23 protein-coding genes and 1 rRNA gene are annotated in these 21988 nt (G+C 67.1%); 12 read left to right on the top strand and 12 right to left on the bottom strand.

The window, feature by feature from the left end; translation table 11 throughout:
• Nucleotides 1-109 (top strand): 5S ribosomal RNA (gene rrf / locus M5J20_RS09365); the annotation flags it as partial.
• A gap of 406 nt (nucleotides 110-515) precedes the next feature.
• A complete protein-coding gene (locus M5J20_RS09360) occupies nucleotides 516-1634 on the top strand; it encodes an MFS transporter (protein WP_253578942.1) in 1119 nt (372 codons plus the stop codon).
• Here M5J20_RS09360 and M5J20_RS09355 read toward each other — a convergent pair.
• Both M5J20_RS09355 and M5J20_RS09350 read right to left on the bottom strand, forming a co-directional pair.
• Nucleotides 1631-2284 carry a DUF3239 domain-containing protein gene (locus M5J20_RS09355; protein ID WP_367614946.1) on the bottom strand — a complete coding sequence of 218 codons (654 nt, stop codon included), beginning with the start codon at nucleotides 2282-2284 and terminating at the stop codon, nucleotides 1631-1633. The genes M5J20_RS09360 and M5J20_RS09355 overlap by 4 nt on opposite strands.
• 38 nt (nucleotides 2285-2322) lie before the next feature.
• The gene (locus tag M5J20_RS09350) at nucleotides 2323-3966 is read right to left on the bottom strand and encodes a DNA repair helicase XPB (RefSeq protein ID WP_253578940.1); all 1644 of its coding nucleotides are present in this window, start codon (nucleotides 3964-3966) and stop codon (nucleotides 2323-2325) included.
• Nucleotides 3967-4046: 80 nt separating this feature from the next.
• Here M5J20_RS09350 and M5J20_RS09345 point away from each other — a divergent pair, with 80 nt between their 5' ends.
• Nucleotides 4047-4277, top strand: coding sequence for a type II toxin-antitoxin system ParD family antitoxin (locus M5J20_RS09345; RefSeq protein ID WP_253578938.1), 231 nt, complete (start codon nucleotides 4047-4049; stop codon nucleotides 4275-4277).
• 54 nt (nucleotides 4278-4331) lie between these two features.
• Here M5J20_RS09345 and M5J20_RS09340 read toward each other — a convergent pair whose 3' ends face one another.
• The 3 genes from M5J20_RS09340 to M5J20_RS09330 all read right to left on the bottom strand — a co-directional run bounded on the left by M5J20_RS09340 (nucleotide 4332) and on the right by M5J20_RS09330 (nucleotide 8619).
• Nucleotides 4332-5525 (bottom strand): ABC transporter permease, encoded by a 1194-nt coding sequence (locus tag M5J20_RS09340; RefSeq protein WP_253578936.1) that lies wholly within the window; start codon nucleotides 5523-5525, stop codon nucleotides 4332-4334.
• On the bottom strand, nucleotides 5526-6407 hold the full coding sequence (locus M5J20_RS09335) for an ABC transporter ATP-binding protein (RefSeq protein WP_253578934.1): 882 nt from the start codon (nucleotides 6405-6407) through the stop codon (nucleotides 5526-5528). It lies immediately after the preceding gene.
• 133 nt (nucleotides 6408-6540) lie between these two features.
• Nucleotides 6541-8619, bottom strand: a complete 2079-nt coding sequence (locus M5J20_RS09330; protein ID WP_253578932.1) for a helicase-associated domain-containing protein — start codon at nucleotides 8617-8619, stop codon at nucleotides 6541-6543.
• Nucleotides 8620-8670: 51 nt separating this feature from the next.
• Between M5J20_RS09330 and M5J20_RS09325 the strand changes: the two genes are divergently transcribed.
• A complete protein-coding gene (locus M5J20_RS09325) occupies nucleotides 8671-8865 on the top strand; it encodes a hypothetical protein (RefSeq protein ID WP_253578930.1) in 195 nt (64 codons plus the stop codon).
• A gap of 85 nt (nucleotides 8866-8950) precedes the next feature.
• Here the strand turns inward: M5J20_RS09325 and M5J20_RS09320 are convergent, their stop codons facing one another.
• Complete coding sequence (locus tag M5J20_RS09320) at nucleotides 8951-9622, bottom strand: resuscitation-promoting factor Rpf1 domain-containing protein (protein ID WP_253578928.1); 672 nt, start codon at nucleotides 9620-9622, stop codon at nucleotides 8951-8953.
• A gap of 287 nt (nucleotides 9623-9909) precedes the next feature.
• Between M5J20_RS09320 and M5J20_RS09315 the strand changes: the two genes are divergently transcribed.
• Nucleotides 9910-10293 carry a cold-shock protein gene (locus M5J20_RS09315; RefSeq protein WP_253578926.1) on the top strand — a complete coding sequence of 128 codons (384 nt, stop codon included), beginning with the start codon at nucleotides 9910-9912 and terminating at the stop codon, nucleotides 10291-10293.
• 9 nt (nucleotides 10294-10302) lie between these two features.
• Here the strand turns inward: M5J20_RS09315 and M5J20_RS09310 are convergent, their stop codons facing one another.
• Both M5J20_RS09310 and M5J20_RS09305 read right to left on the bottom strand, forming a co-directional pair.
• Nucleotides 10303-10800, bottom strand: a complete 498-nt coding sequence (locus M5J20_RS09310) for a DUF2771 domain-containing protein (protein ID WP_253578925.1) — start codon at nucleotides 10798-10800, stop codon at nucleotides 10303-10305.
• Nucleotides 10801-10824: 24 nt separating this feature from the next.
• Nucleotides 10825-11637 carry a glutaminyl-peptide cyclotransferase gene (locus M5J20_RS09305; RefSeq protein WP_437177642.1) on the bottom strand — a complete coding sequence of 271 codons (813 nt, stop codon included), beginning with the start codon at nucleotides 11635-11637 and terminating at the stop codon, nucleotides 10825-10827.
• A gap of 62 nt (nucleotides 11638-11699) precedes the next feature.
• On the opposite strand from M5J20_RS09305, the gene M5J20_RS09300 reads away from it, so the two are divergent.
• Nucleotides 11700-12398: a DUF3027 domain-containing protein gene (locus M5J20_RS09300; RefSeq protein ID WP_253578921.1), complete on the top strand. Its 699-nt coding sequence runs from the start codon at nucleotides 11700-11702 to the stop codon at nucleotides 12396-12398.
• 3 nt (nucleotides 12399-12401) lie between these two features.
• Here the strand turns inward: M5J20_RS09300 and M5J20_RS09295 are convergent, their stop codons facing one another.
• Complete coding sequence (locus tag M5J20_RS09295; RefSeq protein WP_253578920.1) at nucleotides 12402-13088, bottom strand: hypothetical protein; 687 nt, start codon at nucleotides 13086-13088, stop codon at nucleotides 12402-12404.
• 83 nt (nucleotides 13089-13171) lie between these two features.
• Here M5J20_RS09295 and M5J20_RS09290 point away from each other — a divergent pair, with 83 nt between their 5' ends.
• Nucleotides 13172-14659 (top strand): NCS2 family permease, encoded by a 1488-nt coding sequence (locus M5J20_RS09290; protein ID WP_437177641.1) that lies wholly within the window; start codon nucleotides 13172-13174, stop codon nucleotides 14657-14659.
• A 9-nt stretch (nucleotides 14660-14668) separates the two neighbouring features.
• Complete coding sequence (locus M5J20_RS09285; RefSeq protein ID WP_256478234.1) at nucleotides 14669-15481, top strand: TrmH family RNA methyltransferase; 813 nt, start codon at nucleotides 14669-14671, stop codon at nucleotides 15479-15481.
• A 68-nt stretch (nucleotides 15482-15549) separates the two neighbouring features.
• Here the strand turns inward: M5J20_RS09285 and M5J20_RS09280 are convergent, their stop codons facing one another.
• The 3 genes from M5J20_RS09280 to serC are packed head-to-tail and all read right to left on the bottom strand — an operon-like array spanning nucleotide 15550 to nucleotide 18550.
• The gene (locus M5J20_RS09280; protein WP_253578916.1) at nucleotides 15550-16407 is read right to left on the bottom strand and encodes a DUF6928 family protein; all 858 of its coding nucleotides are present in this window, start codon (nucleotides 16405-16407) and stop codon (nucleotides 15550-15552) included.
• A gap of 7 nt (nucleotides 16408-16414) precedes the next feature.
• The gene (gene sepH / locus M5J20_RS09275) at nucleotides 16415-17368 is read right to left on the bottom strand and encodes a septation protein SepH (RefSeq protein WP_253578914.1); all 954 of its coding nucleotides are present in this window, start codon (nucleotides 17366-17368) and stop codon (nucleotides 16415-16417) included.
• 54 nt (nucleotides 17369-17422) lie between these two features.
• Nucleotides 17423-18550: a phosphoserine transaminase gene (serC, locus tag M5J20_RS09270; protein WP_253578912.1), complete on the bottom strand. Its 1128-nt coding sequence runs from the start codon at nucleotides 18548-18550 to the stop codon at nucleotides 17423-17425.
• A 222-nt stretch (nucleotides 18551-18772) separates the two neighbouring features.
• Between serC and M5J20_RS09265 the strand changes: the two genes are divergently transcribed.
• From M5J20_RS09265 to M5J20_RS09250, 4 genes are all read left to right on the top strand, one after another.
• Nucleotides 18773-20068: a citrate synthase gene (locus tag M5J20_RS09265; RefSeq protein WP_253578910.1), complete on the top strand. Its 1296-nt coding sequence runs from the start codon at nucleotides 18773-18775 to the stop codon at nucleotides 20066-20068.
• Nucleotides 20069-20173: 105 nt separating this feature from the next.
• Complete coding sequence (locus M5J20_RS09260) at nucleotides 20174-20533, top strand: FKBP-type peptidyl-prolyl cis-trans isomerase (protein ID WP_253578909.1); 360 nt, start codon at nucleotides 20174-20176, stop codon at nucleotides 20531-20533.
• Between the two features lie 9 nt (nucleotides 20534-20542).
• Entirely contained in the window at nucleotides 20543-21370 is an 828-nt protein-coding gene (locus tag M5J20_RS09255; RefSeq protein ID WP_437177640.1) for an aldo/keto reductase, read from the top strand.
• Between the two features lie 337 nt (nucleotides 21371-21707).
• Nucleotides 21708-21986, top strand: a complete 279-nt coding sequence (locus tag M5J20_RS09250) for a DUF485 domain-containing protein (RefSeq protein WP_256478237.1) — start codon at nucleotides 21708-21710, stop codon at nucleotides 21984-21986.
• The last annotated feature ends 2 nt before the right edge of the window (nucleotides 21987-21988 follow it).

Below are 21988 nucleotides of genomic sequence, written 5' to 3'. Positions count from 1 at the left end.
CAATAGCAGCGGGGAAACGCCCGGTCCCATTCCGAACCCGGAAGCTAAGCCCGCCCGCGCCGATGGTACTGCACCCGGGAGGGTGTGGGAGAGTAGGTTACCGCCGACCCAACAACTTCACACCGTACGCAGCCCGACCCCGGGAAACCACCGGGGCCGGGCTGCTTTCACATGCGTACGGACTTTTGCCGGCACCCAAGAAAGATTTGACAACATCCTTCATAACCCACCCGTTTCCCCAGGTCGCTACATCCAGTGACAACCTGCCGGAGACTCCCGTGTCCGCGGGCGCCGCGGACCGGGGGTCGGCGGCGGCCGACATGTGCCCCGACCCGAGCGCCCCAGAAAGATTCTGCAGAATCTTTCACACCACCACCCAAAACCCCAGGTCGCTACAATACTCCACAACCTGCCGGAGACGAGCGAGCTCGGCGGGGGCCATCGGGGCAGGAAGGCGCCGTCGGAACGCGGCAGCGCCGCCAGCACCCCTACGCGGCGGACTACCCTTGCTAGCCATGCAGTTGAAGCAGATGCGCGTGGGGATGCTGTACGTGGGCGGTTTTGTCGGCCCGTTCGCCGCGCAGTCGTTGGCGGCGGTGATTCCGGATATCGCGGTGACGTTCGACAAGACGGTGCAGGAAGCAGCGTTCGCGGTCACGGCGTACATGATCCCGTTTGCGACGACGATGCTGTTCTCCACAGCCATTGTGCACCGCTTCTCGCCGCACAAGGTCGTGCGGATCGCATACGCCACGACGCTCATTGGGGCGATCATCTGTATGCTCGCCCCTTCGTGGAAGATATTCATCGGCGGCATCGTGGTGATGTCGCTGTCCAACGCGTTCACGCTCCCGATTCTTCAGGTGATAATCAGAGAGGTGACGCATCCGGACAAGCTCGGTGGAGCGCTCGGCAGATACTTTGCTATGCAGTCGCTGGGCAACTGCGCGGCGCCACTCGTCGCCGGCTTCGCAGCAATCGTGAACTGGCAGTTGTTCTACCTCGCGGTGATCGCGGTCGCACTCGCGATGGTCGTCATTGGCGTGCCGGGGATCCAGCCACTAGCAAAGAACACCACCTCGGAAAAGGTAGCGTGGCCGCCGATGATCGTGCACATCCTCACCATTCTGGCGGTTGGCATGAGCATTATCGGCATGGGTGCCGTGCTCACTATCCACCTGGAGAGCGTGTTCAGCATGCCGGCGTCGCAGCGCGGCTTCGTCATCATGGCGGGCGGTCTCGCTGCGTTTTTCTTTGCGGGTCGGATTGGGGGAGCCGTCGATAAGTATGGCGCGCTCCGGGTGCTCACGGCGTGCACGCTCGCCGGTGCCGCCGCGATTGCGCTGGTGCCGCACCTGGGGTGGCCGGTCGTCATCGCGCTGTGCTGGGCGGTCGCCTTCGTCGGCGCGCAGGGTATTCAGACCACGGTGACGTACTCGGCCCTGCGCACGCCGGGCGGTACGAAGTTCAACTCGACGGTGCTCGCGTTCCGCTTCTTTGGCCTCGCGCTCACGCCGGTACTGCTGCTCCCGATCTACTTCCGCAACGCCGCGGCAGGCTTCGCTGTTCCGGCGGCCCTGCTCATTGCGGCGATGCTGCTGCAGCAGTGGCAGGGGCGAAAAACCGCCGCTTAAAGCACGACCAGCGAGTTCTTGGACTGCTCGAGCGTCTCGGCGTTCTTCACCGCACGCTCCAGCACTCGCCACTGCTCCTGCGGAATCGCCTTCCGCGCTGTGGTGATCACGTCCTTGTCGGGCGTGGCCCACGCGATCGGCATGGGCGTGATCGTCTGCCAGTGGTTCTTGTCGTGCGTGGAACGCTGCGCGCCCACTGCGGTGACAGGCACGTGGGTGCCCTTCGCGTCGTTGGTGTTCGGAATTGGCTTCACGACGACTGAGGTCAGGCCCCAGCGCGGCGGCAGCGCCGGATCTACGTTCGCGTTCACCAGCGCCGACAGGGTTACAGTAGTGCCGGCGTTCTCGCTGATGACTGCGGGGGCGAGGGGGTGGGCGTCGTAAAGCGTTTGTGCCTTGCCCACGGAGCGCGGGATGAGGAGCGCGACGAGGAGCATCATGATGCCGAAAAGCGCGAGACCCACCGTGCCGAGGAGGCGCCACGGCGAGGCGGGGCTGATGAAGAGCCAGCACAGCAGCGCGCCGATGAGGGAGAGGGCGAACAGGGCGAAGCCGGAGATCACCAGGTTGCGGGTGTTGCGCAGCATCTCGTTGTGCTGCTTGGCATACTCTTCGTCGACATCGAACTTGAAGACTTTCATCTCGCTCATAGTGCTTCAGTCTAGGGTTCGGCGGCGACGCGAACTAGCTACAGGTCGGACGCATCCACCAAGCGGTACGCGTAGCCCTGCTCGGCGAGGAAGCGCTGCCGGCGCGCCGCGTATTCGGCGTCCAGCGTGTCGCGTGCGACGATGGTGTAGAACAGCGCCTCCGCCCCGTCCGCCTTCGGGCGAAGCAGCCTGCCGAGGCGCTGCGCCTCTTCCTGCCGCGAGCCGAACGTGCCGGAGATCTGGATGCCAACGGCGGCTTCGGGCAGGTCGATGGAGAAGTTCGCCACCTTGCTCACGACGAGGGTGGAAATCTCCCCGCGCCGGAACGCGTCGAAGGTCTGCTCGCGGTTCTTGGTGGAGGAGGAGCCGTCGATAAGCGGGGCCCCGATGTGCGCGGCGACCTCCTCGAGCTGGTCCACGTACGCCCCGATCACCAAGGTTTGCTTGCCGGCGTGCGTGGCAAGGATGCGGTCCAGCGCGGTGAGCTTGCCCCGGCTGCAGGCGGCGATGCGGTAGCGCTCGCGGGTCTCGGCGGTGGCGTAGAGCAGGCGCTCCTCCGCGGAAAGCTCGGTGCGCACCTCCACGCATTCGGCGGTGGCGATGTAGCCGGCGAGTTCGAGTTCTTTCCAGGGGGCGTCGTAACGCTTGGGGCCGATGAGGGAGAAGACGTCGTCCTCGCGGCCGTCCTCGCGCACGAGCGTGGCGGTGAGGCCGAGGCGGCGGCGCGATTGCAAGTCCGCGGCCATGCGGAAGACGGGGGCGGGGAGGAGGTGGACTTCGTCGTAGATAATGAGGCCCCAGTCGCGCGAGTCGAAGAGCTCCAGCGCCTTGTACTCGCCCTTCGTTTTGCGTGTGACCACCTGGTACGTCGCGATGGTGACGGGGCGGATCTCCTTACGCTCGCCCGAGTACTCGCCGATCTCGTTCGGCGTGAGCGTGGTGCGGCGCAGCAGCTCGTCGCGCCACTGGCGGCCGGCGACGGTGTTGGTGACCAGGATCAGCGTCGTGGTCTGCGCCTGGGCCATGGACGCGGCGCCGACGATGGTCTTGCCCGCACCGCACGGCAACACGACAACACCGGAGCCGCCCTCCCAGAACGACTCGGTGGCGTACTGCTGGTAATCGCGCAGGTCCCAGCCGTCGCCGGCGGTGAGCTCGATGGGGTGGTGCTCGCCGTCGACGTAGCCGGCGAGGTCCTCCACCGGCCAGCCGAGCTTGGTCAGCTCCTGCTTGATGCGCCCGCGTTCCGACGGATGGACCGGGGCCGTCACATCATCAATCGGCGCGCCCGTGAGCGGCTGGATCTTCTTACTCCGGAGCACCTCGGTGAGAACCGCCGCGTCTTCGGCCTCCAGGATCAGACCGTGGGCGGGGTGCTTGACCAGCTTGAGGCGGCCGTAGCGGGCCATGGTCTCGGCGACGTCGATAAGCAGCGCCTGAGGCACGGGGAAGCGGGAGTAGCGCTCGAGCACGTCCACCGCCTGCTCCGCGTCGAAGCCGGCGGCGCGCGCGTTCCACAGGGCAAGTGGCGTGATGCGGTACGTGTGCACGTGCTCGGGCGCGCGCTCCAGCTCAGCGAACGGGGCTATCGCCGTGCGGGCGGCGGCGGCCTGCGGGTGCGCGACCTCGAGGAGGACGGTCTTATCCGATTGGACAATGAGGGGGCCGTCACCAAGCGTCATGCCGAAGAGTATGCCCGCCTGGGCTGCGCGAGTCGAACCGCTTGGCCCGGCGGTTTAGGAAACTTTGGTATCTTGGCTTCATGGCTGGCAAAAACACTTCGGTTGTGCTTGGTGAGCGTTACGACCACTTCATCTCGCATCTCCTAGAGTCGGGCCGATACGCCTCGGCCAGCGAGGTTTTACGCGAGGGGCTGAGGTTAGTGGAAGAGCGGGAGCAACGCTTCGAGGCGCTGCGAGCAGCAATCGAAGAAGGACTGGATAGCGGTCCAGCCCTTCCGATCGATTTCGATGCTTACCTCAGGGACATTTAGCTCTACATGATCGAGTTCACGCCTCGTGCGAGACCTGTAGCGCCGTTTTTGCCCCTACGCCCGCGCGCCTTTGAGCGCCTCCGACCACTTGGTCACGCGCCCGTTGTTCAGGATTGAGCGCCGGTAGATGCGCGCGGCCAGCCACACCACCAGCACCGTCGCCGCGAGGGAGAGCAGGAACGACAGCCCGAGCTGCAGCGAGGTGAGGTCGCCGGCAGCCCAGGTCAGCGGTGCGGCGAAGATGGACAGCGGCGGGATCCAGGAGCACACCTGCATCCAGGTCTCGCTGGTGCTGGTCCACCCGAACGCCGGCACGTACGCGCTGGCCATGATGAGCAACAGGATCGGCATCTGCGTGGACTGCAAGTCTTCCGTGCGCTGTACCATCGCGCCGGCGGCGGCGTAGAGCGCGCTGAAGAACAGCATGCCCAGCAGCCAGGCGATGAGCATGATGGGCAGAATCGACCAGTCGAACGGCACGCCGTCGAGCAGCCCGGAGAAGTTGAGGCCGAGCGCGCCTGCGCCGAGGATGACCGCCGTGGCGATAAAGCCGTACGCCAGGTTGCCCAGGATCTTGCCGGCCAGGAAATCCATCGGGCGGACGCTGGCGAGCACCAGCTCGACCACGCGCGAGGACTTTTCCTCCGTCACGCGGCTGCCCACCTGCGCCGCGAACGTGATCACGGTGAAGATCATCACCATCAGCGAAATGAACGCGGTGAGCTGGCGGATGAATTGCTCCTCTGCGCCCTCGTCGCCGTCGACATCCACAGCGTTGACCTGGATCTGCGGCGCCGCGGCGGCGTACTCGGCCGGGTCGATGCCGAGGTTCTGCAGCGCCTCAGCCTGCGATTGCGCCTGCGCAACCGCCTCGACCGCGTCCATCACGGAACCCGACGGGAAGCCGTCCGAGATCACGTCCCACGTGGTGCCGTCCGCGACGACGGCCGCTTTCACGTCGCCGTCGCGCACCAGGCGCTCGGCCTCCGCGCGGTCCGCCGCCCCTTGCGGGTCCAGGCCGGCCGCGGAGAGCGATTGCGTATCGACGCCAACAACAGCCACGCTGTCGCCCGCAGCAGCGGCATCGTCCTTATTGGCCTGCCACGTGAAGAACCCGATCATGCCGAGGGTGGCCACGATCAGGATCACCAGGGTGAAAATCACCGCGCGGCTGCGGGAGATGATCTGCATCTCCCGCAGCGCGGTGGTGCGGACGGTGTGCCAGGGGGAGTAGGTTTCCTGTGCCATTTACTTCACAACCTCCTTGAACAGGTCGTTGAGATCGGGCACCACGCGGGTGAATTCGTGCACTGGGCCTGCGGCCATGGCGGCGTGGAGGATCCGCTGGTCGTCGTCGACGGAGGGTGCTTCGAGGATGACGTGTGTCTCGGTGTCGTCGATAAGCGTCGTGCCCTGCGGGTACCAGCCGCGGGCCCGGGTGCCCACCCGGAAGCGGACGGGGCCGCCGGTGCGCAGCTCGTCGACGGTGCCTTCGGCGACCATGCGGCCGCGGGTGACAATGCCGACGCGGTCGCACAGGCGCTGCACCAGGTCGAGCTGGTGGGAGGAGAAGACGACGGGCACGCCGTGGGTGCGGGCGCGGTCGGTGAGCATGCGCGACATCACGTCGACGGCGACGGGGTCGAGGCCGGAGAACGGCTCGTCGAGGATCAGGATCGCCGGGTCGTGGATCAGCGACGCCGCGAGCTGCACGCGCTGCTGATTGCCTAGCGAGAGGTCGTCGAGCTTCGCGTCCAGGCGCTCGCCGAGGCCGAGCTCGGTGAGCAGCTCGGTGCCGCGCTGCTTGGCGACGTCCGCTTCAACCCCGTGCAGCTTCGCCAGAAAGACCAGCTGGTCGAGGATCTTCTCCTTGCCGTACAGGCCGCGCTCCTCCGGCATGTAGCCGATCTGGCGGCGGATGTCGTCGTTCAGGGGCTGGCCGTCGAGGAAGACCTCGCCCGCGTCGGCCTCGAGCACGCCGAGCGCGATGCGCATCGTCGTGGACTTGCCTGCGCCGTTCGAGCCGACAAACCCATAGATTTCGCCGGGGCCGACGGTGAAGCTCATCCCGTCGAGCGCCTGCAGATCGCCGAAGCGTTTCTGCAGGTTGCGAACCTCTAGTGTGGTCACGTCCGCACCTTTCTTTCCTGGGGGAAATTGCCGCAACCCACCGTAGCGAAAGTTTCTTCCTGTTGCCGGAGTCACACCGCAGGCTGGCCTGCTGCCGGCGCAGATCGCTCAGCTGCTCCCGCAGTTCTAAGCGCTAGCTCAACACCACTCGCGTGATCCGGGGCAGCGCAATCCGGACCACGCGGTCGGTGGCCTCGTCCAACGCGTCGACCTGACCGGCGCTCACCGAGAGAGGCAGAACGGTCGCGGTTTTCCCGCGGCCGTTTTTGTCTACGTACCCCAATGTCACGTGCCTGCGGCCACGGGCGGCGGCACGCAGCGTTTCCAGGGTGTCGCTTGGCTCAACGCCGGCCGCACTTGCAGCCGGACCGCTCCGCAGCACCGCGATGATCCGCTCCGCCTGCTCAGGCTCAATGCTGCGCGGCCGCGGCAGGGGAGAAGGCGTGGCCGGCACGAGGCTCGGCTCGGGTGCGATGTTGAGTTCCACGCCGTCGCTGTTCTCGGCGGTGGGCTGGAAGCCGGCGTCACGAAGCTGCGCCACCAGCCGCGGCAGCGGTTCGGCGGACACCGCAACCGTCGGGGCGAGCACGCGCACCGCAACGCGCTCGGCGGCGGCTGCGATGAGCGCCGGATCGTCGCTGCGGATGTAGCTCAGCGCGCTGCCCGCGCGGATTGAGCCGTGGGTGCGCGACACGTCGTCGATGAGGTAGCTCAGGCCCTGCGGCACCTCGCCGAGCACGTGCCTCCCCAGCCACGCGTGGATATCGGCACTGGTCAGGCCTGTTTCCAGGGCCTTGCGTAACGACGCCTCCGTCACCCGCCACACGCTCGCCAGCCCCGGCGATTCCAACTCCGCGATGCGCTCGAGGAACCGCGCCGCCTCAGGCGCGAGGGGGCCGGGAGCCAGGATGGTCATGTCGGCTTGCGCGATGAGGTAGTCCACCTCGGCAGGAACGAGGGCTTTCGTTGCGGCGGTGATGTCGGTGCCGTCGAGAAGTGCCAGCAGCGGGCTCGATGCTGCGGGGGAGCCGCCGGGCGACGCGAGCGCGCCGACGGTGTGCGCCTCACTGACGACGGCGCCGATCAGCGCGTCGCGCATCCCCGACGCCGCGATGGGGGCGTGAAACAGCAGGCGCCGCATGTCGCCGCCGTGGGCGAGGATGACTTGGCGCGCGTGGCGGATGTCCGGGGCGTGCATCTCCGCGCTCAAAAGCTTGTGGCCGGTGTCCACCCGCCACGGTGAGGCGGCCCAGGCGGCGAGCACGGTCGCCCACTGCTCGGCGAGCGGCGCGTCGATCCAGGTCAGCGCATCGCGGGTGGCGGCGAGGGCGTCGGTTTCGGTGCCGTCGATCTCCGCAACGCCGCGGCCGATCAGCCCGCCGGCCTCGCCGATAGTGATCAAGAGTGCCGGGTCGAAGGCGAGCTCCTTCTGCAGGGCGGAAAGGGCGCGCACGCCCACGGTGCCGTCCTTGTTCAGCGCCACCGGTTGCGCGAGCAAGCGGGTGAGCAGTTGACGCATCTGCCGCACCGTCTCAAGGCCCTGGCCGGCGGCGGCTTCGTCGACGGCGGGTTGGTTGGCGTCGGCAAGCGCCGGCTCCTCTACGGGGAACACCCGCGGGGTGCCGCCGGCGAGCACCTCGCGCACGGGGCGGGGGAGGCGCACGGTGGACGCGTCGACGCGCACGAGCAGCTCGGCGGCGATAAGGCGCGCAACCGGCGTCGTCGGGTCCGCGTCCGGGGCGGCGGCGCGCGTGGTGCCGATCCCGCCGGAGCTGGCCAGTGTTTCCAGCACCCGCCGCTCCCGCGCCGGCAGCGCGTCCACGCGCGGGGCGATGTCCTCAGGGTGCGGGTCGCTCACCCGCCAGCCCGGCGGCAGGCCGGAGAGTGCGCCGGGCGCGATGCGCAGCGCCTCATCCGGGCCGTACACCAGCGCGCGTTCGCGCAGGTGGGTCAGTTCCGCCGAACCAATGCTTGCCGACGCTCTGTTGACGGCCTCGAGCTCGGCGCCGGCGTCGGCAAGCAATTCGAGCGCCCGGAGATCAGCGGCGTTGAGGCTGCGCAGCGCGAGCGCGGCGGAACCGGGCAGCGAGAGCCGGGTGGCCAGCGACGCAGTGGAGGGCGGGGTGGGGAAGAAAGCATCCGGGCGGGTGGCGATCAGCGCGCGGAGCTGCGCGTCGCTGCTCTGTGCGAGCGCGTCCTGGAACGTAGACATTTCGTCCAATGTTACGTGCGTTTCCCGCGCGGACGTGAAACAATGAGGGGCATGGCTAAAGATGCAGCGAAGATCGGTCGCGCGAACCCGGCGTGGCCCACTCATGTTCCTGGTAACGGTCACCCGGTGACTGAGATCTCCTCCAAGCTCACCGGTGCGAACAGCCCGTTCGGCAACGAGCTTGTTCTGCCGCTTCCGGCAGAGCAGACCGGCTACGTGCACACCACCACCCGTCTGAACAAGTAGGGCCTTCCGCCCTGTCATAGGGCGCGGATACGAAAGCACCGGCTACCCCGTTGGTGGGGAGCCGGTGCTTTGTGCTGCTTCAGGCTTAGTTGATGATGCCTGCTGCGCGTGCGGCGCCATAGATGTCGCCGGCCAGAACCGCGTCGATGAGCACCTTGTTGTCGTTGTAGAACGCGTTGTAGTCGTGGCGGTTCGCAGCGTAGGTGTCGTGCACCAGCTGCGGCACGGCGTAGCCGGCGGCGTTCACGGCAGCGACGATCTGCTTGTACACGTTGTCCACGGCGAGGTCGGCGGCCGGGGCGGCAGGTGCCGGTGCCGGAGCCGGAACTGCGGCCGGAGCCGGTGCCGGTGCCGGAGCCGGGGTGGCGGCGACAGCCTGGGCATCGCGGTTGGTCGGCGCGGAACGCAGACCCAGCTTGCGGGAGCAGGCCGGCCATGCGCCCCAACCCTGGCCGGCCAGGGTGCGCTCGGCGACGATGATTTGCTGCTCGCGGGTTGCCTGGTGTGCGTACGGGGCGAACTGGCCGCCGCCGTAGGCGCGCCAGGTGCTCGCGGAGAACTGCAGGCCGCCGTAGTAGCCGTTACCCGTGTTGATGTGCCAGTTGCCGCCGGCCTCGCACTGTGCGAGACGGTCCCAGTCGGAATCCGGGGCGGCGGAAGCCTGCGGTGCGACGATGCCGGCAAGAGCGGCGGCCGCAGCGGTGCCGGCGAGAGCCTTCTTGGCTACCGACGTCGTCTGCTTGGAGTGGCGTCCCATAAATAGTGTCCTCTCGGTTTTAGCCGTTCAGTGTCAGCCGTTCGTAGTCAGCGTGATGCGGGCGAGCCTAACGGTTTATAACGATTCAGTCACGCCCTCGGCACGAAGTTGCGTCGATTCGCATGCTGGACAAGGCAACAACATGGCGTTTGTGCAGCTCACGCGCGTTACAAAAATTTTAGTGGTCTATGTCACAAAATGTTTGGCAACAGACCCGTAAGCCTTCGGGCAGGGAGGAAATAGTAAGCTCGGAGCTTTCGTTATAGGGGAGAAAAGGAGGTCTAGTCATGCCAGTTGGAAAAGTGAAGTGGTACGACGCGGACAAGGGTTTCGGTTTCGCCTCGAACCCGGGCGAGGATGACGTGTTCATCGGCAAGAACGTGCTCCCGGAGGGCGTGGATGAGCTGGTCCCCGGGCAGCGCATCGAGTTCGATTTCGCCGCCGGCCGCCGCGGCCCGCAGGCGCTGCGCGTGAAGGTGCTGGAGACGCCGAAGCGTCGCCCGGTGCACCGCCGCAAGCCGGAGGAGCTGGGCAGCATGCTCGCCGATGTGATGACGATGATTGAGACGCAGATCCAGCCCGCGCTCACCGGCGGCCGCTACCCGGACCGCAAGGAGAGCCGCCAGGTCGCAGAAATCCTGCGCGCCGTGGCGAAGGAGCTTGATGCGTAACGACGGCTCTTATTCAAAGCCGATCGACCATGTGGCGATGACGGGGATTTCCTCTCCGTCATCGCCTTTATCAATTGCCAGGGCAGAGACCTCGGCGACGACGAGCTTCGCGCCGCTGTCGGTGACCGCCTCAACGTCCTGGGTTGCCGCCTCGCCGGAGGTGAAGACGATCTCGTTGTTCGCGGCCGGGTCGTCGTAAATGGTGAGGAGGCGCCAGCTGCCGTCGGCAATCTCGCGCGGCACGGTGACGGTGACAGTAGCGGGGTCCAGCGTCATCGTAGGCGGCTGCCCGCCGGCGCATTCCTCGTCCAGCTCGCAGACGGTATACGGCTCAACGTCAAGCGTCACGCCCGCGGAGGCGACCTCGATCTGCACGTCGCGCACCGGGGTTGAGGGGCGGTTCTTCTGCCACTCCATCACGCCGTACACCGCCGCGACCAACAGAAGCGCCGCGAGAATGATCGCTGCTACCTGCACCCAACCCTGTGCTTGCCGACGTTTCGCCATAGCCAGAAAGTCTAACCCCCGCCCCTAGCCGGCCGGCTCGAAGGTGACGCGGTACAGATCCGGCCAGCGCTTGCCGGCGAGGTAGAACTCGTCGGTGCCCGGGATGTGGGCGATGCCGTTGAGCACGTGGTTCGGGTCAGCGGTGGCGTTGTTCGGCACGTCGGAGGCGTCGATGACAGCGGTGACGGCGCCGGTCGAAGCGTCGATGCGCACGATGTCGGTGGTGGTGAAGATGTTGGCGTACACCGCATCGCCCACGCACTCCAGCTCGTTCAGCCCCGCAACCGGCTCGCCGCCGAGCGTGACCGTGAAGCGCTCCCGCTCCTCGAGCGTGGCCGGGTCCATGCGGCGCAGCTCCGCAGTGCCGTCGGAGAAGATCACCTCACCGGCCTCGGGGCGGGCGCAGATGCCCCAGCCCTCGCCGGTGTACGTGGCGCGGCCGGTCTCCGCGAGCGTCTCGGCGTCGCGCTTCATGGCGACGTTGTCCTGCCAGGTGAGTTGCCACACGTAATCGTCGATACGCGTGATGCCCTCGCCGAAGTACGCCGGATCGATGTCCTGCGCCGCGAGCACCGCGCCGTCGAGGCTGCGGCGGTAGATGCGGGACTCGCCCTCCATGCCGGTGCCGACGTAGAGCGTGCCGTCGGGCGCGACTTCGAGCCCCTGGGTGAAGCTGGTCGGGTCGAAATCGTAGCGTTCCTTAACCACCGCCACCAGCTGCTCGGGCGCGGCCTGCTCGGCCGGTTGCGTGCACGCGGCGGGCAGCAGCGTCAGCGGGAGGGCGGCGGCGAGCGCGGGCACGGCGTGGGGCAGGCGGGGCAGCGTCATGCGCACCATCTTGCCCCACAACACGGCGACCACTGTGCAGCCGCGCGTTTGAGGATGCGCATAATAAAGGCGTGACTGATTCCACCCACCGCTCCCGTTCCCGGTCGCGGCGCCGGAAGGCCGCGCAATCCCCGTTGCTCGCCCCCGCGGCTGTGCAGGCCGCGCGCCGCGCGCTCGAGGAAGTCGCGGACGGGGAGGAAATCGGCGAGCACATCGGCGTCACCGGCCTCGGCGAGAACGTGGCCACGCACCGCTTCGCCGCCGACGTTCCGGGCTACTCCGGCTGGGAGTGGAACGCGGTTGTCGCCTGCGCCACCGGCTCGGACTGGGTGACCATCAACGAGGTCGCGCTCGTGCCCGCCACCGGAGCGCTCGAAGCACCGGACTGGGTGCCCTACTCCGAGCGCCTGCGCCCCGGCGACCTCGGCCCGGGCGACATCATGGAACTTTCGCCTCACGACGATCGGGTTACCGAAGACTCCATGTCGCGCCACGCCATCACGTTCCCCGGCCGCGAGACCAAGCGCTACCTCACGGAGAAGGGCCTCAGCGAGGCGGAGCGCCGCTGGCGCACCGGCGACTTCGGCCCGAACAGCGAGTTCGCCGAGAAAGCCACCCTGTACTGCCGCAGCTGCGCGTTCTACCTGCCGATGGGGGAGCCGGTGGGCGACAACTTCGGCGTGTGCACCAACGAGTACTCCGCCGACGGGCACGTGGTGGCCGCATCCTACGGTTGCGGCGCGCACTCCGACACCACCGTCGCGGACTAACCGCTACACCAGGGCGGCGAGCTGCTTGCGCACCTCGTTGACCTCGCGGTGCGACGGCACCCCGCCCCGGTCGAAGAGCGAGCGCGCCGGGCGCTTCGTGCCGTACTCCAGCCACGTATCCACCAGCCGTGCGCCGTACACCGGGTCAAGCACCCACACCTCGCTCGACGGCAGCGCGTGGGTGTCGAAACCGTCCGGCGCCTCCTCGACGTCGATGCCGTAGCCGGCGAGGATCTGCAGCACGCTTTCCAGGGCGATCGACGGCGTGGTGTCCGGGTGCGTCGACACCCGCACCCGACCGGGCAGTACCTCGATGAGCGGGTACATGACGGCGGAGACGGTGCGAAAATGATCGTCGACAAGCAGTGCCTCGTGCGCCGGGATGCGCGCAAGGACGGACTGCTGCCAGCCCAAGTCGGGCCCCAGATGGCCCGGGTCGGTGCGCTCGTCGCGGATGGCGTCGGCCAGCATCGTGATCTCGCTCGGGGCGGGCGCGAGGGGACGCAGCGCGAGCGCAACATCGCCGCCGCGGACCTCGAGTACGCCCCGGCGAGTGCCGTGGACGCGGGAAAGCTGGATGCGCAGCTGCTGCAGCGCTGAGGGCTGAACCCCCATCTCGCGCAGCCGCGCCGCGTACCGGTCCGCGTCAATCACCGCACCCTCGGCGACGACGAAGTTGAAAACGTCCACGAAACCCCAATCACGCTGGCCGACGTTTGGCTAATTACTCTCCGAAGTGGGAGTCTATGTCAGGCAAAAGCCAGCCAAATTCTATGACCTTCCAAGGGGACCATACCGTGACAACCCGACACGCGCCCACATCCTCGGCCGCGGAACCCACCGGAGCGCTCGACCGCTTCTTCCACATTACTGAACGCGGGTCGAACGTCGGCCGCGAGATCCGCGGCGGCGTGGTCACGTTCTTCGCGATGGCCTACATTGTGCTGCTCAACCCGCTGATCATCGGCACCAGCCCGGACCGCGACGGCGTGGTGCTGGGCATCCCGCAGGTCGCCGCCGTCACCGCGCTCGTCGCCGGCGTGATGTGCATCCTCTTCGGTGTGATTGCGAAGTACCCCTTCGGCATCGCCACCGGCCTGGGCCTGAACACGCTCGTGGCCGTGACGCTGGTGGGGCAGCAGGGGCTGAGCTGGCCGGAGGCGATGGGCCTCGTGGTGATCGACGGCGTGATCATCTGCATCCTCGCCGTCACCGGCTTCCGCACCGCCGTATTCAACGCCATTCCGAACTCCATGAAGGTGGCCATGAGCGTGGGCATCGGCATGTTCATCGCCATGATCGGCCTCGTCGACGCCGGCTTCGTGCGCCGCGTGCCCGACGCCGCGATGACCACCGTGCCGGTGCAGCTCGGCTTCGAAGGCTCCATCGCCTCCTGGCCCACCCTGGTATTCGTGCTCGGCTTGATCATCTGCGGCTTCATGGTCACCCGCAACATCCCGGGCGGCCTGTTCATCGGCATCGTGGTCACCACCATCATTGCCATGATCGTCGAGGCCCTCACCGGCGCCGGCTCCTCGGCGGACGACCCGCACGGCTGGTCCCTGGCGGTCCCGCGCCTACCGGAGTCCCTCGGCGGCGTGCCGGATCTGTCCCTGGTGGGCAAGGTGGATCTCATCGGCGCTTTCATCAACGTCGGCGCCATTGCCGCCTCCCTCATGGTGTTCACCCTCGTGCTGGCTAACTTCTTCGACGCCATGGGCACCATGACCGCCCTCGGCCGCCAAGCCGGGCTTGCCGACGAAAACGGCAACCTGCCCGACATGAAGCGCGCCCTGATCGTGGAGGGCTTCGGCGCCGTCGCCGGCGGTTTTGCGTCCTCCTCCTCGAACACCGTCTACGTCGACTCCTCCGCCGGCATCGCCGACGGCGCCCGCACGGGCCTCGCCAACGTGGTCACCGGCGTGCTCTTCCTCGCGGCGATGTTCTTCACCCCGCTGTACGAGATCGTCCCGATCGAGGCCGCCGCACCCGTCCTCGTCGTCGTCGGCGCGCTGATGATGATGCAGGTCGGCTCCATCGAGTGGACCCAATTCCACATCGCCCTGCCGGCGTTCCTCACCATCGTGGTCATGCCGTTCACCTACTCCATCGCCAACGGCATCGGCGTCGGCTTCATCGCCTTCACCGTCATGGCGCTGTTCGCGGGCAAGGCGAAGGAGATCCACTGGATCATGTGGCTCATCTCCGCCCTGTTCGTCGTCTACTTCGTGCAGGGCCCGCTCCTCGCCGCCCTGAGCTAGGAGCACACTTTGCTTATCGACGATCCTTCATCCCCCCTCCTCGACGACATCCGCGACCTCAAGGGTTCCGACGGGGAGCGCGGCCTCGTCATCGCCGAGGGTCCGCTGATCTGCGGGCGCCTCTTGGAATCGCGCTTCCCGGTCCGGGCGGTGTTCGGCTTCGGGGGTCGGCTGGAAACGTTCGTCGATACGCATGGCGCTGAGCTTCAGCGCCGCGGGATCCCGGTGTACGAGGTGCCTCGCGCGGTGATGGCCGAGGTCGCGGGCTACGACATGCACCGCGGCCTGCTCGCCTCCGCCGACCGGCCCGCGCCGCTGCGCGTCGCGGATGTGCTTGCGGGCGCGCGCACCGTCGTCGTGCTCGAGGGTGTGGGGGACCACGAGAACATCGGCGCGATCTTCCGCAACGCCGCCGGCATGGGGATCGACGGCGTGCTGTTCGGCGCGTCCACCGCGGATCCGCTGTACCGCCGCAGCGTGCGCGTGTCCATGGGGCACGCGCTGCGTACCGCGTTCGCGCACATCGACGGCACGCCGACCACTTGGCAGCGCGGGCTCGCCGAGCTGCAGGAGGCGGGCTTCCACGTCGTCGCGCTCACCCCGGCGCCGGACGCGGTGCAGCTGAAAGACGCGCTGCTGGATCAGCGAACCGGGCGGCAGCACGAGCGGGTGGCGTTCCTCGTCGGCGCGGAGGGGCCGGGGCTGACCGAGCACGCGATGCGCGCCTGCGACGTGCGCGCCCAGATCCCGATGGCTCCGGGCACCGATTCGCTCAACGTGGCGACGAGCGCCGCCGTCGCGTTCTACGAGCGCATGCGGTAGCTGCTCAACGGGCCGGGAAGCTGCCGGTGAGAGCTCCAGACGCTGAGAGCTCCAGGAACCCGCTGCTGTTAGCGGTCCGCGTGGCGGATCTTCTCCACCAGCGCGTCCTTCATCCGCCCGAGGCGGCGGCGCACGTCGCGGCCGATGCGGCGCGCGGCTGCAACGGAGGCGTCAGCGAGCTCGGCGAACTCCTCGCCCTCGGTGTCGCGCGTGCGCACCTCGTAGTCGTCGTAGGCCCCGTCGCCCTCGGCGAAGCGGGCGGCGACCTGCTCCACCGTCTTCACCTGCGGTTTCGCCGGCTTCGCGATCTTCGGCTCCGGGCGCCCGTCAATGGCGTAGCCCACAACGTGCACGTCCGGGCCCTCGCCGTCCAGCTCCAACCCGACCCAGTGGCGCTGCGCCTCGCGCATCAAGTCCTTGGGCTCGAACGGCAGCGTGATGCCGCCGAGCTGCTCCGCCTTCTCGCCGGCCCAGTAGGGCGCCTCGAAGGGCTCCGGCAGGCCGAGATCCTCCAGGACGCGCTCGCGCGTCGCGGTCAGCGAGCGGCGCAGGTCCTCGCCCACGTAGTGCGCGAACCCGGCGTAGTCCGAGTCCGTGCCCTCGGCAAACATGTACGTATCCGCGGCGGGCAGTGCCTCGCGCAGGTAGCGCACCGTTTCGGTGAGCTTCTCCGAATCCGTCACGAACGTCTGCACCACAGCCACACCCGGGTATCCGGCGATGTAAAACTCGCTCTTGCCGGGCTTCGACGAGCGGTTCAGCGGGAACTCGCCGATCGGCGTGATCGGCCACGCTGGGTTGATCTGGCTGAGCAGCTTGCGGCCGAAACCGCGGTCCGCCTTTGGCTCCGACTCCAGCACTGCGGCCGGGTCAGCCGTCGTGACAAACCAGAACGTGACCACCGCGGGGTAGCTGATCGACTGCATCGCGCACCTACTTCTTCGGTCGCTTCGGGGTGGTGCGCACGCCGAGCAGCACGTCCTCCCAGTGCGGGGTGACAGCCTTGCGGCGGCGCTTCTGGGGCTGCTCCTCCTCATCCGGGTGGCGCAGGAAATCGCCCTCCGCAACCAGGTCGTCCCCGCTCGGCTCGGCGTCGGCCGGGGCAAGCTCGGGCTCCTCCGCGCGGAGCGCACGCGTATCGACGGCAGTGAGCGAGCGCACCGGCTGCACAAAATCCGGGTCCGTGAGGTCCGCCGCCACCGCGTTGCGGGCTTCCGTCGTCGCCGCGGAACCCATCTGGCGCTTGTACGACCACACCGCCTCGTTGTCCGTCAGGCCGGCCTGCCAGCGCAGGTGGACAACCCAGGCGTCGCCCGGTTCGCGGGTGGCGTCCCAGGTGGCGTCGGAAAGCGAGTGCCCGCGCGCCGCGAACGCCGACGCCAGGATTTCGAAGAGCGTGAGCTTCGCCGGGCCGTCCTCGCGCAGCGGGTGGGACTGCTTCGCGGCCTCGGCGACCTGGGAACGCTCCAGCAGCACCGGGTGCGCGTACGGCTCGATGCGGCTTTCGGCCACGCCCATCTCGTCCGCGACCTCGGCCGCGGTTGCGCCGGCGCGGATGCGGGCCTGAATCTCGTTCGGGCGCATGGTCAGCGCCTTGGCGTAGAGCGGGTCCGGCTCCGGCAGCGTGCGCTCCTGCGGGGTTTCTTGGACCTCGACCTCGGGTTCCTCCGCCGGGGTTTCGGGCTCCACGGGCGCTTCCGCCTCGTCGGCGTGCGGCACAGCGAACAGCGTGCTGCCGGAGGGGGCGAAACCGGCGTTCACCTCGGGCTCCGCGGCCTCCTGCGGGTCGAGCTCGGCGCGTGCGAGCTGGTAGCGCACCCCATCATTGTCGACGAGGACAAGGAACGTTTCCGTCGATTCCTCATGGCTGAGGTGCAGCTCGCGCATAGCTCTCCCTATTCGGCGGACAGGTTTTCCCAAGCCTAACCCACGGGCCGGGGTTTACTTCGCGCCCACGCCCTGCTCGAGCAAGTAATCGATCGCGCCCGTGAGCTTCTCGACGTCCGCAGTATCCACCGCCGGGAACATGCCGATGCGCAGCTGGTTGCGGCCCAGCTTGCGGTACGGCTCCACGTCCAGGATGCCGTTCGCGCGCAGCGCCTTGGCCAGCTGAGCTGCGTCGATGGTGTCGTCGAAGTCGATGGCGCCCACCACGAGCGAGCGTGCCGACGGCTCCTTGACAAACGGCGTCGCCTGCTCGTTCGCGTCCGCCCAGCCGTAGAGCGCCTGGGCGTTCGCGGTGGTGCGGGTGACCATGCCGTCGAGGCCGCCGTTCTCGTTCATCCAGCGCACCTGGTCGGCGAGCATGAGCAGCGTCGCAACCGCCGGGGTGTTGTAGGTCTGGTTCTTGCGCGAGTTGTCCACCGCCGTCTGCAGGTCCAGGAACGCCGGGATGAAGCGGCCGGACTCCTTGATCTTCGCGATGCGCTCGATCGCGGCCGGGCTCATCGCCGCAAGCCAGATGCCGCCGTCGGACGCGAAGCACTTCTGCGGGGAGAAGTAGTAGGCGTCGGCCTCGTTGAGGTCGACTGGGAGCCCGCCGGCGCCGGAAGTAGCGTCGATAAGCACCAGTGCCTCGGTGTTCGGGCGGGTGACCGGCACCATCGCGCCGGTCGACGTCTCGTTGTGCGCCCAGGCGACGACGTCGGCGTCGGTGCCGTCGAGCTCGCTCGGGGAGGGGGCGGTGCCCGGCTCGCCGGCGACCACCTGCGGCTCCTGAAGCCACGGCGCCTGCTTGGATGCCTTCGCGAACTTGCCGGAGAACTCGCCGAAGCTTAAGTGCGCGGACTTCTGCTCGATGAGGCCGAACGTCGCTGCGTCCCAGAACGCGGTGGCGCCGCCGAGGGAGAGGACGATCTCGTAGCCCTCCGGCAGGTTGAACAGTGCGGCGAGGCCGTCGCGCACCTCGCCGACGACGTCCTTCACCGCCGGCTGGCGGTGGGAGGTGCCGATGATGGCTGCGCCGCGGGCAATCGCGTCGAGCTGCGCGGGGCGGACCTTGGAGGGGCCGCAGCCGAAACGGCCGTCGACAGGCAGGAGGTCAGCGGGCAGGGTGGGGTAGTCGCTCATCGAACAACCGGCTTTCTTCTCGGGGGGCAAGGCCTTCTTTACGCGCATAATATAACGCCGCGTTTGTAAATGTGAGTGTGGTCTACATTCACAAGCCTCTTCGCAGTCATGCGGATCACACCTTTTGCTACTATTGCAGCAGTCATTCACTGGCCTTGGCTGGCGGTGCGTCCTTTCGCGCGTCTACCTGGGCTGGTTCCACCACGTGAGGAAGGGTATTTCGTGGCTTCTGAGAACGAGAACAAGGCCGTACTCCACTACCCCGGCGGCGAGTTCGAAATGGACATCATGCGCGCCACCGAGGGCAACGACGGTATTGTCCTGGGCAAGATGCTCAGCGAGACTGGGTACGTCACCTTCGACCCGGGCTACGTGTCCACCGGCTCCACCGAATCCAAGATCACCTACATCGACGGCGACAACGGCATTCTGCGCTACCGCGGCTACGACATCGCCGACCTGGCCAACAACGCCACCTTCAACGAGGTCTCCTACCTGCTCATCAACGGCGAGCTGCCGAACGCCGAGCAGCACCAGGCGTTCTCCGACGACATCCGCCACCACACGCTGCTCGACGAAGACTTCAAGGCCGCCTTCAACGTCTTCCCGCGCAACGCGCACCCGATGGCTGTGCTGGCGTCGTCCGTGAACATTCTGTCCGCCTACTACCAGGACCAGCTCAACCCGCTCGACGAGGAGCAGCTGGACAAGGCCACCGTGCGCCTCATGGCGAAGGTGCCGATGCTGGCGGCCTACGCTTACCGCGCATCCCGCGGTAAGCCGTACATGTACCCGGACAACAAGCTGAACCAGACCGAGAACTTCCTGCGCATGATGTTCGGCTACCCGACGGAGGAGTACGAGGTTGACCCGCTGCTCGCCCGCGCCATGGAGAAGCTGCTCATCCTGCACGCTGACCACGAGCAGAACTGCTCCACCTCCACCGTGCGCATGATCGCTTCCGCGCAGGCCAACATGTTCGTGGCTATCGCCGGCGGCATCAACGCCCTGGCTGGCCCGCTGCACGGCGGCGCGAACCAGGCTGTGCTCGAGATGCTCGAGGACATCCAGAAGAACAACGACGGCGACGCAACCGACTTCATGAACCGCGTGAAGAACAAGGAAAAGGGCGTCCGCCTCATGGGCTTCGGCCACCGCGTGTACAAGAACTACGACCCGCGCGCCGCCATTGTGAAGGACACCGCCCACGAGGTGCTGGAGCACCTGGGCGGCGACGAGATGCTGGACCTCGCCATGAAGCTCGAGGAGATCGCGCTGAACGACGAGTACTTCATCCAGCGCAAGCTGTACCCGAACGTAGACTTCTACACGGGCCTGATCTACCGCGCCATGGGCTTCCCGACGGACTTCTTCACCGTCCTGTTCGCCATCGGCCGCCTCCCGGGCTGGATCGCGCAGTACCGCGAGCAGCTTGAGATGAACTCCAAGATCAACCGCCCGCGCCAGATCTACACCGGCTACGAGCACCGCGACTTCGTGCCGGAGGATCAGCGCTAAGCTGCCGGCTCACCGCCGCGAGCGGGCTTTCCCTTATACTTTTGGGAGGCCTGTTCCGGCGGTTTTGTCATTCCCGCCACAACACGTGCAAGGAGATTGCCAGCAATGGAAAAGCCCACCATCGAGGTTCCGCAGGAGCCGGCGCCGGTTGACCTCGTTATTGAGGATCTTGTGGTCGGCGACGGTGCCGAAGCCGTCGCGGGTGGTTACGTGAAGGTGCACTACCTCGGCGTGACGTACGACACGGGCAAGGAGTTCGATTCGACCTGGGACCGCGGCGAGGCTGCCGAATTCCCGCTCGACGGCCTCATTGCGGGCTGGCAGGAGGGCATCCCGGGCATGCGCGTCGGCGGCCGCCGCGAGCTGACCATCCCGCCGGAGATGGCGTACGGCCCGGCCGGCGGCGGGCACCCGCTCGCGGGCCGCACCCTGGTCTTCGTCATCGACCTGCTCGACGCTAGCTAGGTGAGCGCCGTGCGCATTCCGCTTACCACGCTTAACGACGGTTATGATTTCCCCCTCCTCGGCCTCGGCACCTACAAGCTGAAGGGCGAGGAGACGGAGCAGATCGTCCGCACCGCCATTGAGTTGGGCTACCGTCACATCGATACCGCCTCGCTGTACGGCAACGAGGTGGAGGTGGGCAAGGCCATCAACGCCGCGATCGCCGCGGGTGACGTCACCCGCGAGGAGCTGTTCGTGACCACCAAGCTGTGGAACGACGACCAGCACCGCGCGGCCGAGGCGTACCAGGAGTCTCTGAAGCGCCTGAACCTGGAGTTCATCGACCTCTACCTCGTCCACTGGCCGGTACCGCAGCAGGGCACTTACGTCGAGGCGTTCGAGCAGATCACCCAGCTGCAGGGCATGGGGCAGCTGCAGTCCGTCGGCGTCGCGAACTTCTACGAAGATGTGCTTGAGGAGATCATCGAGAAGACCGGTGTCACCCCGGTGCTCAACCAGGTGGAGCTGCACGCCGGGTTCACGCAGCCGGAGCTGCGCGCGTTCCACGAGTCCCACGACATTGTCACCGAGGCGTGGGCGCCGCTTGCGCGCGGCGAGAACTTCGACGCGCCCGAGATCGTCGCCGTCGCCGACAAGCACGGCAAGACGCCGGCGCAGATCGTCCTCGCCTACCTGCTTGAGCTCGGTTGCTCTGTGGTGCCGAAGACCTCGAACCCGCAGCGTCTCGTCGAGAACCTCGGCGCGGTCGAGGTGGAGCTCGACGCGGAGGACATCGCCACCCTCGACGCGGTCGGCGGCGGCCGGTTGTACGGGGATCCGAGGACGTTCCCGAATTAAGCGTCGTTAAGCTTCAAGTTCTTAATGAGGGTCTGCCCGCTCGGGCAGGCCCTTCTTGTTGTTCGAGGCGACGGTGGGGGTAGTTGTAGTACCAAAAGTTTCCGCACGTCCCCGGCATGGGCGGGGGTGGAAGATTGGGAAACTCTTGGAAAAGGCTGTTTAACGTTCGTTCACGAAGTGTGCCGTAGGTTACATTCCTTCTGTCGAGTTGCAGGCTTCTCAGCGAGGCCTCAACGAGGCGAGTGTCTATTCGTCTTAGCTAGAAAGGATTGAGGCCGTGGCCGGATCTACAGCTATCCCGACTCGTCGTGAGCCCACTCCCGAGGAGTTCGTCGCAATGCAGCAGAGCTCCGAATTCCAGGAGCTCCGCAGCACATTCCGCGGATTCACGTTCCCGATGATGATCGCGTCCCTCGTTTGGTACCTGCTTTACGTGCTGGTTGCCACCTTCGCGTCCGACGCCATGGCGCGTCCGTTCCTCGGCCTCAACGTGGGCCTGTGGCTGGGCCTTCTGCAGTTCATCACTACGTTCGCCATCACTTGGTTCTACGTGAAGTGGGCGAACAAGAACATCGAGCCGCGTGCGGCGCACATCCGCGAAGTGATGGAGGGCTAAGA

It is taken from the genome of Corynebacterium stercoris (genome assembly GCF_024160105.1).
GTDB lineage: Bacteria > Actinomycetota > Actinomycetes > Mycobacteriales > Mycobacteriaceae > Corynebacterium > Corynebacterium stercoris.
Note: the sequence above shows the minus strand (reverse complement) of the source record. Positions and strands in the feature narration are given on the sequence as shown.

What these genes read in the sequence shown, in the direction of transcription:
- M5J20_RS09250 (WP_256478237.1), top strand. Translation starts at nt 21,708, where the DNA reads ATGCAGCAGAGCTCCGAATTCCAGGAGCTCCGCAGCACATTCCGCGGA.
- M5J20_RS09315 (WP_253578926.1), top strand. Translation starts at nt 9,910, where the DNA reads ATGCCAGTTGGAAAAGTGAAGTGGTACGACGCGGACAAGGGTTTCGGT.
- M5J20_RS09320 (WP_253578928.1), bottom strand. Translation starts at nt 9,622, where the DNA reads ATGGGACGCCACTCCAAGCAGACGACGTCGGTAGCCAAGAAGGCTCTC.
- M5J20_RS09310 (WP_253578925.1), bottom strand. Translation starts at nt 10,800, where the DNA reads ATGGCGAAACGTCGGCAAGCACAGGGTTGGGTGCAGGTAGCAGCGATC.
- M5J20_RS09280 (WP_253578916.1), bottom strand. Translation starts at nt 16,407, where the DNA reads ATGCAGTCGATCAGCTACCCCGCGGTGGTCACGTTCTGGTTTGTCACG.
- M5J20_RS09360 (WP_253578942.1), top strand. Translation starts at nt 516, where the DNA reads ATGCAGTTGAAGCAGATGCGCGTGGGGATGCTGTACGTGGGCGGTTTT.
- M5J20_RS09330 (WP_253578932.1), bottom strand. Translation starts at nt 8,619, where the DNA reads ATGTCTACGTTCCAGGACGCGCTCGCACAGAGCAGCGACGCGCAGCTC.
- M5J20_RS09290 (WP_437177641.1), top strand. Translation starts at nt 13,172, where the DNA reads ATGACCTTCCAAGGGGACCATACCGTGACAACCCGACACGCGCCCACA.
- sepH (WP_253578914.1), bottom strand. Translation starts at nt 17,368, where the DNA reads ATGCGCGAGCTGCACCTCAGCCATGAGGAATCGACGGAAACGTTCCTT.
- M5J20_RS09350 (WP_253578940.1), bottom strand. Translation starts at nt 3,966, where the DNA reads ATGACGCTTGGTGACGGCCCCCTCATTGTCCAATCGGATAAGACCGTC.
- M5J20_RS09325 (WP_253578930.1), top strand. Translation starts at nt 8,671, where the DNA reads ATGGCTAAAGATGCAGCGAAGATCGGTCGCGCGAACCCGGCGTGGCCC.
- M5J20_RS09340 (WP_253578936.1), bottom strand. Translation starts at nt 5,525, where the DNA reads ATGGCACAGGAAACCTACTCCCCCTGGCACACCGTCCGCACCACCGCG.
- M5J20_RS09355 (WP_367614946.1), bottom strand. Translation starts at nt 2,284, where the DNA reads ATGAGCGAGATGAAAGTCTTCAAGTTCGATGTCGACGAAGAGTATGCC.
- M5J20_RS09305 (WP_437177642.1), bottom strand. Translation starts at nt 11,637, where the DNA reads ATGGTGCGCATGACGCTGCCCCGCCTGCCCCACGCCGTGCCCGCGCTC.
- serC (WP_253578912.1), bottom strand. Translation starts at nt 18,550, where the DNA reads ATGAGCGACTACCCCACCCTGCCCGCTGACCTCCTGCCTGTCGACGGC.
- M5J20_RS09345 (WP_253578938.1), top strand. Translation starts at nt 4,047, where the DNA reads ATGGCTGGCAAAAACACTTCGGTTGTGCTTGGTGAGCGTTACGACCAC.
- M5J20_RS09260 (WP_253578909.1), top strand. Translation starts at nt 20,174, where the DNA reads ATGGAAAAGCCCACCATCGAGGTTCCGCAGGAGCCGGCGCCGGTTGAC.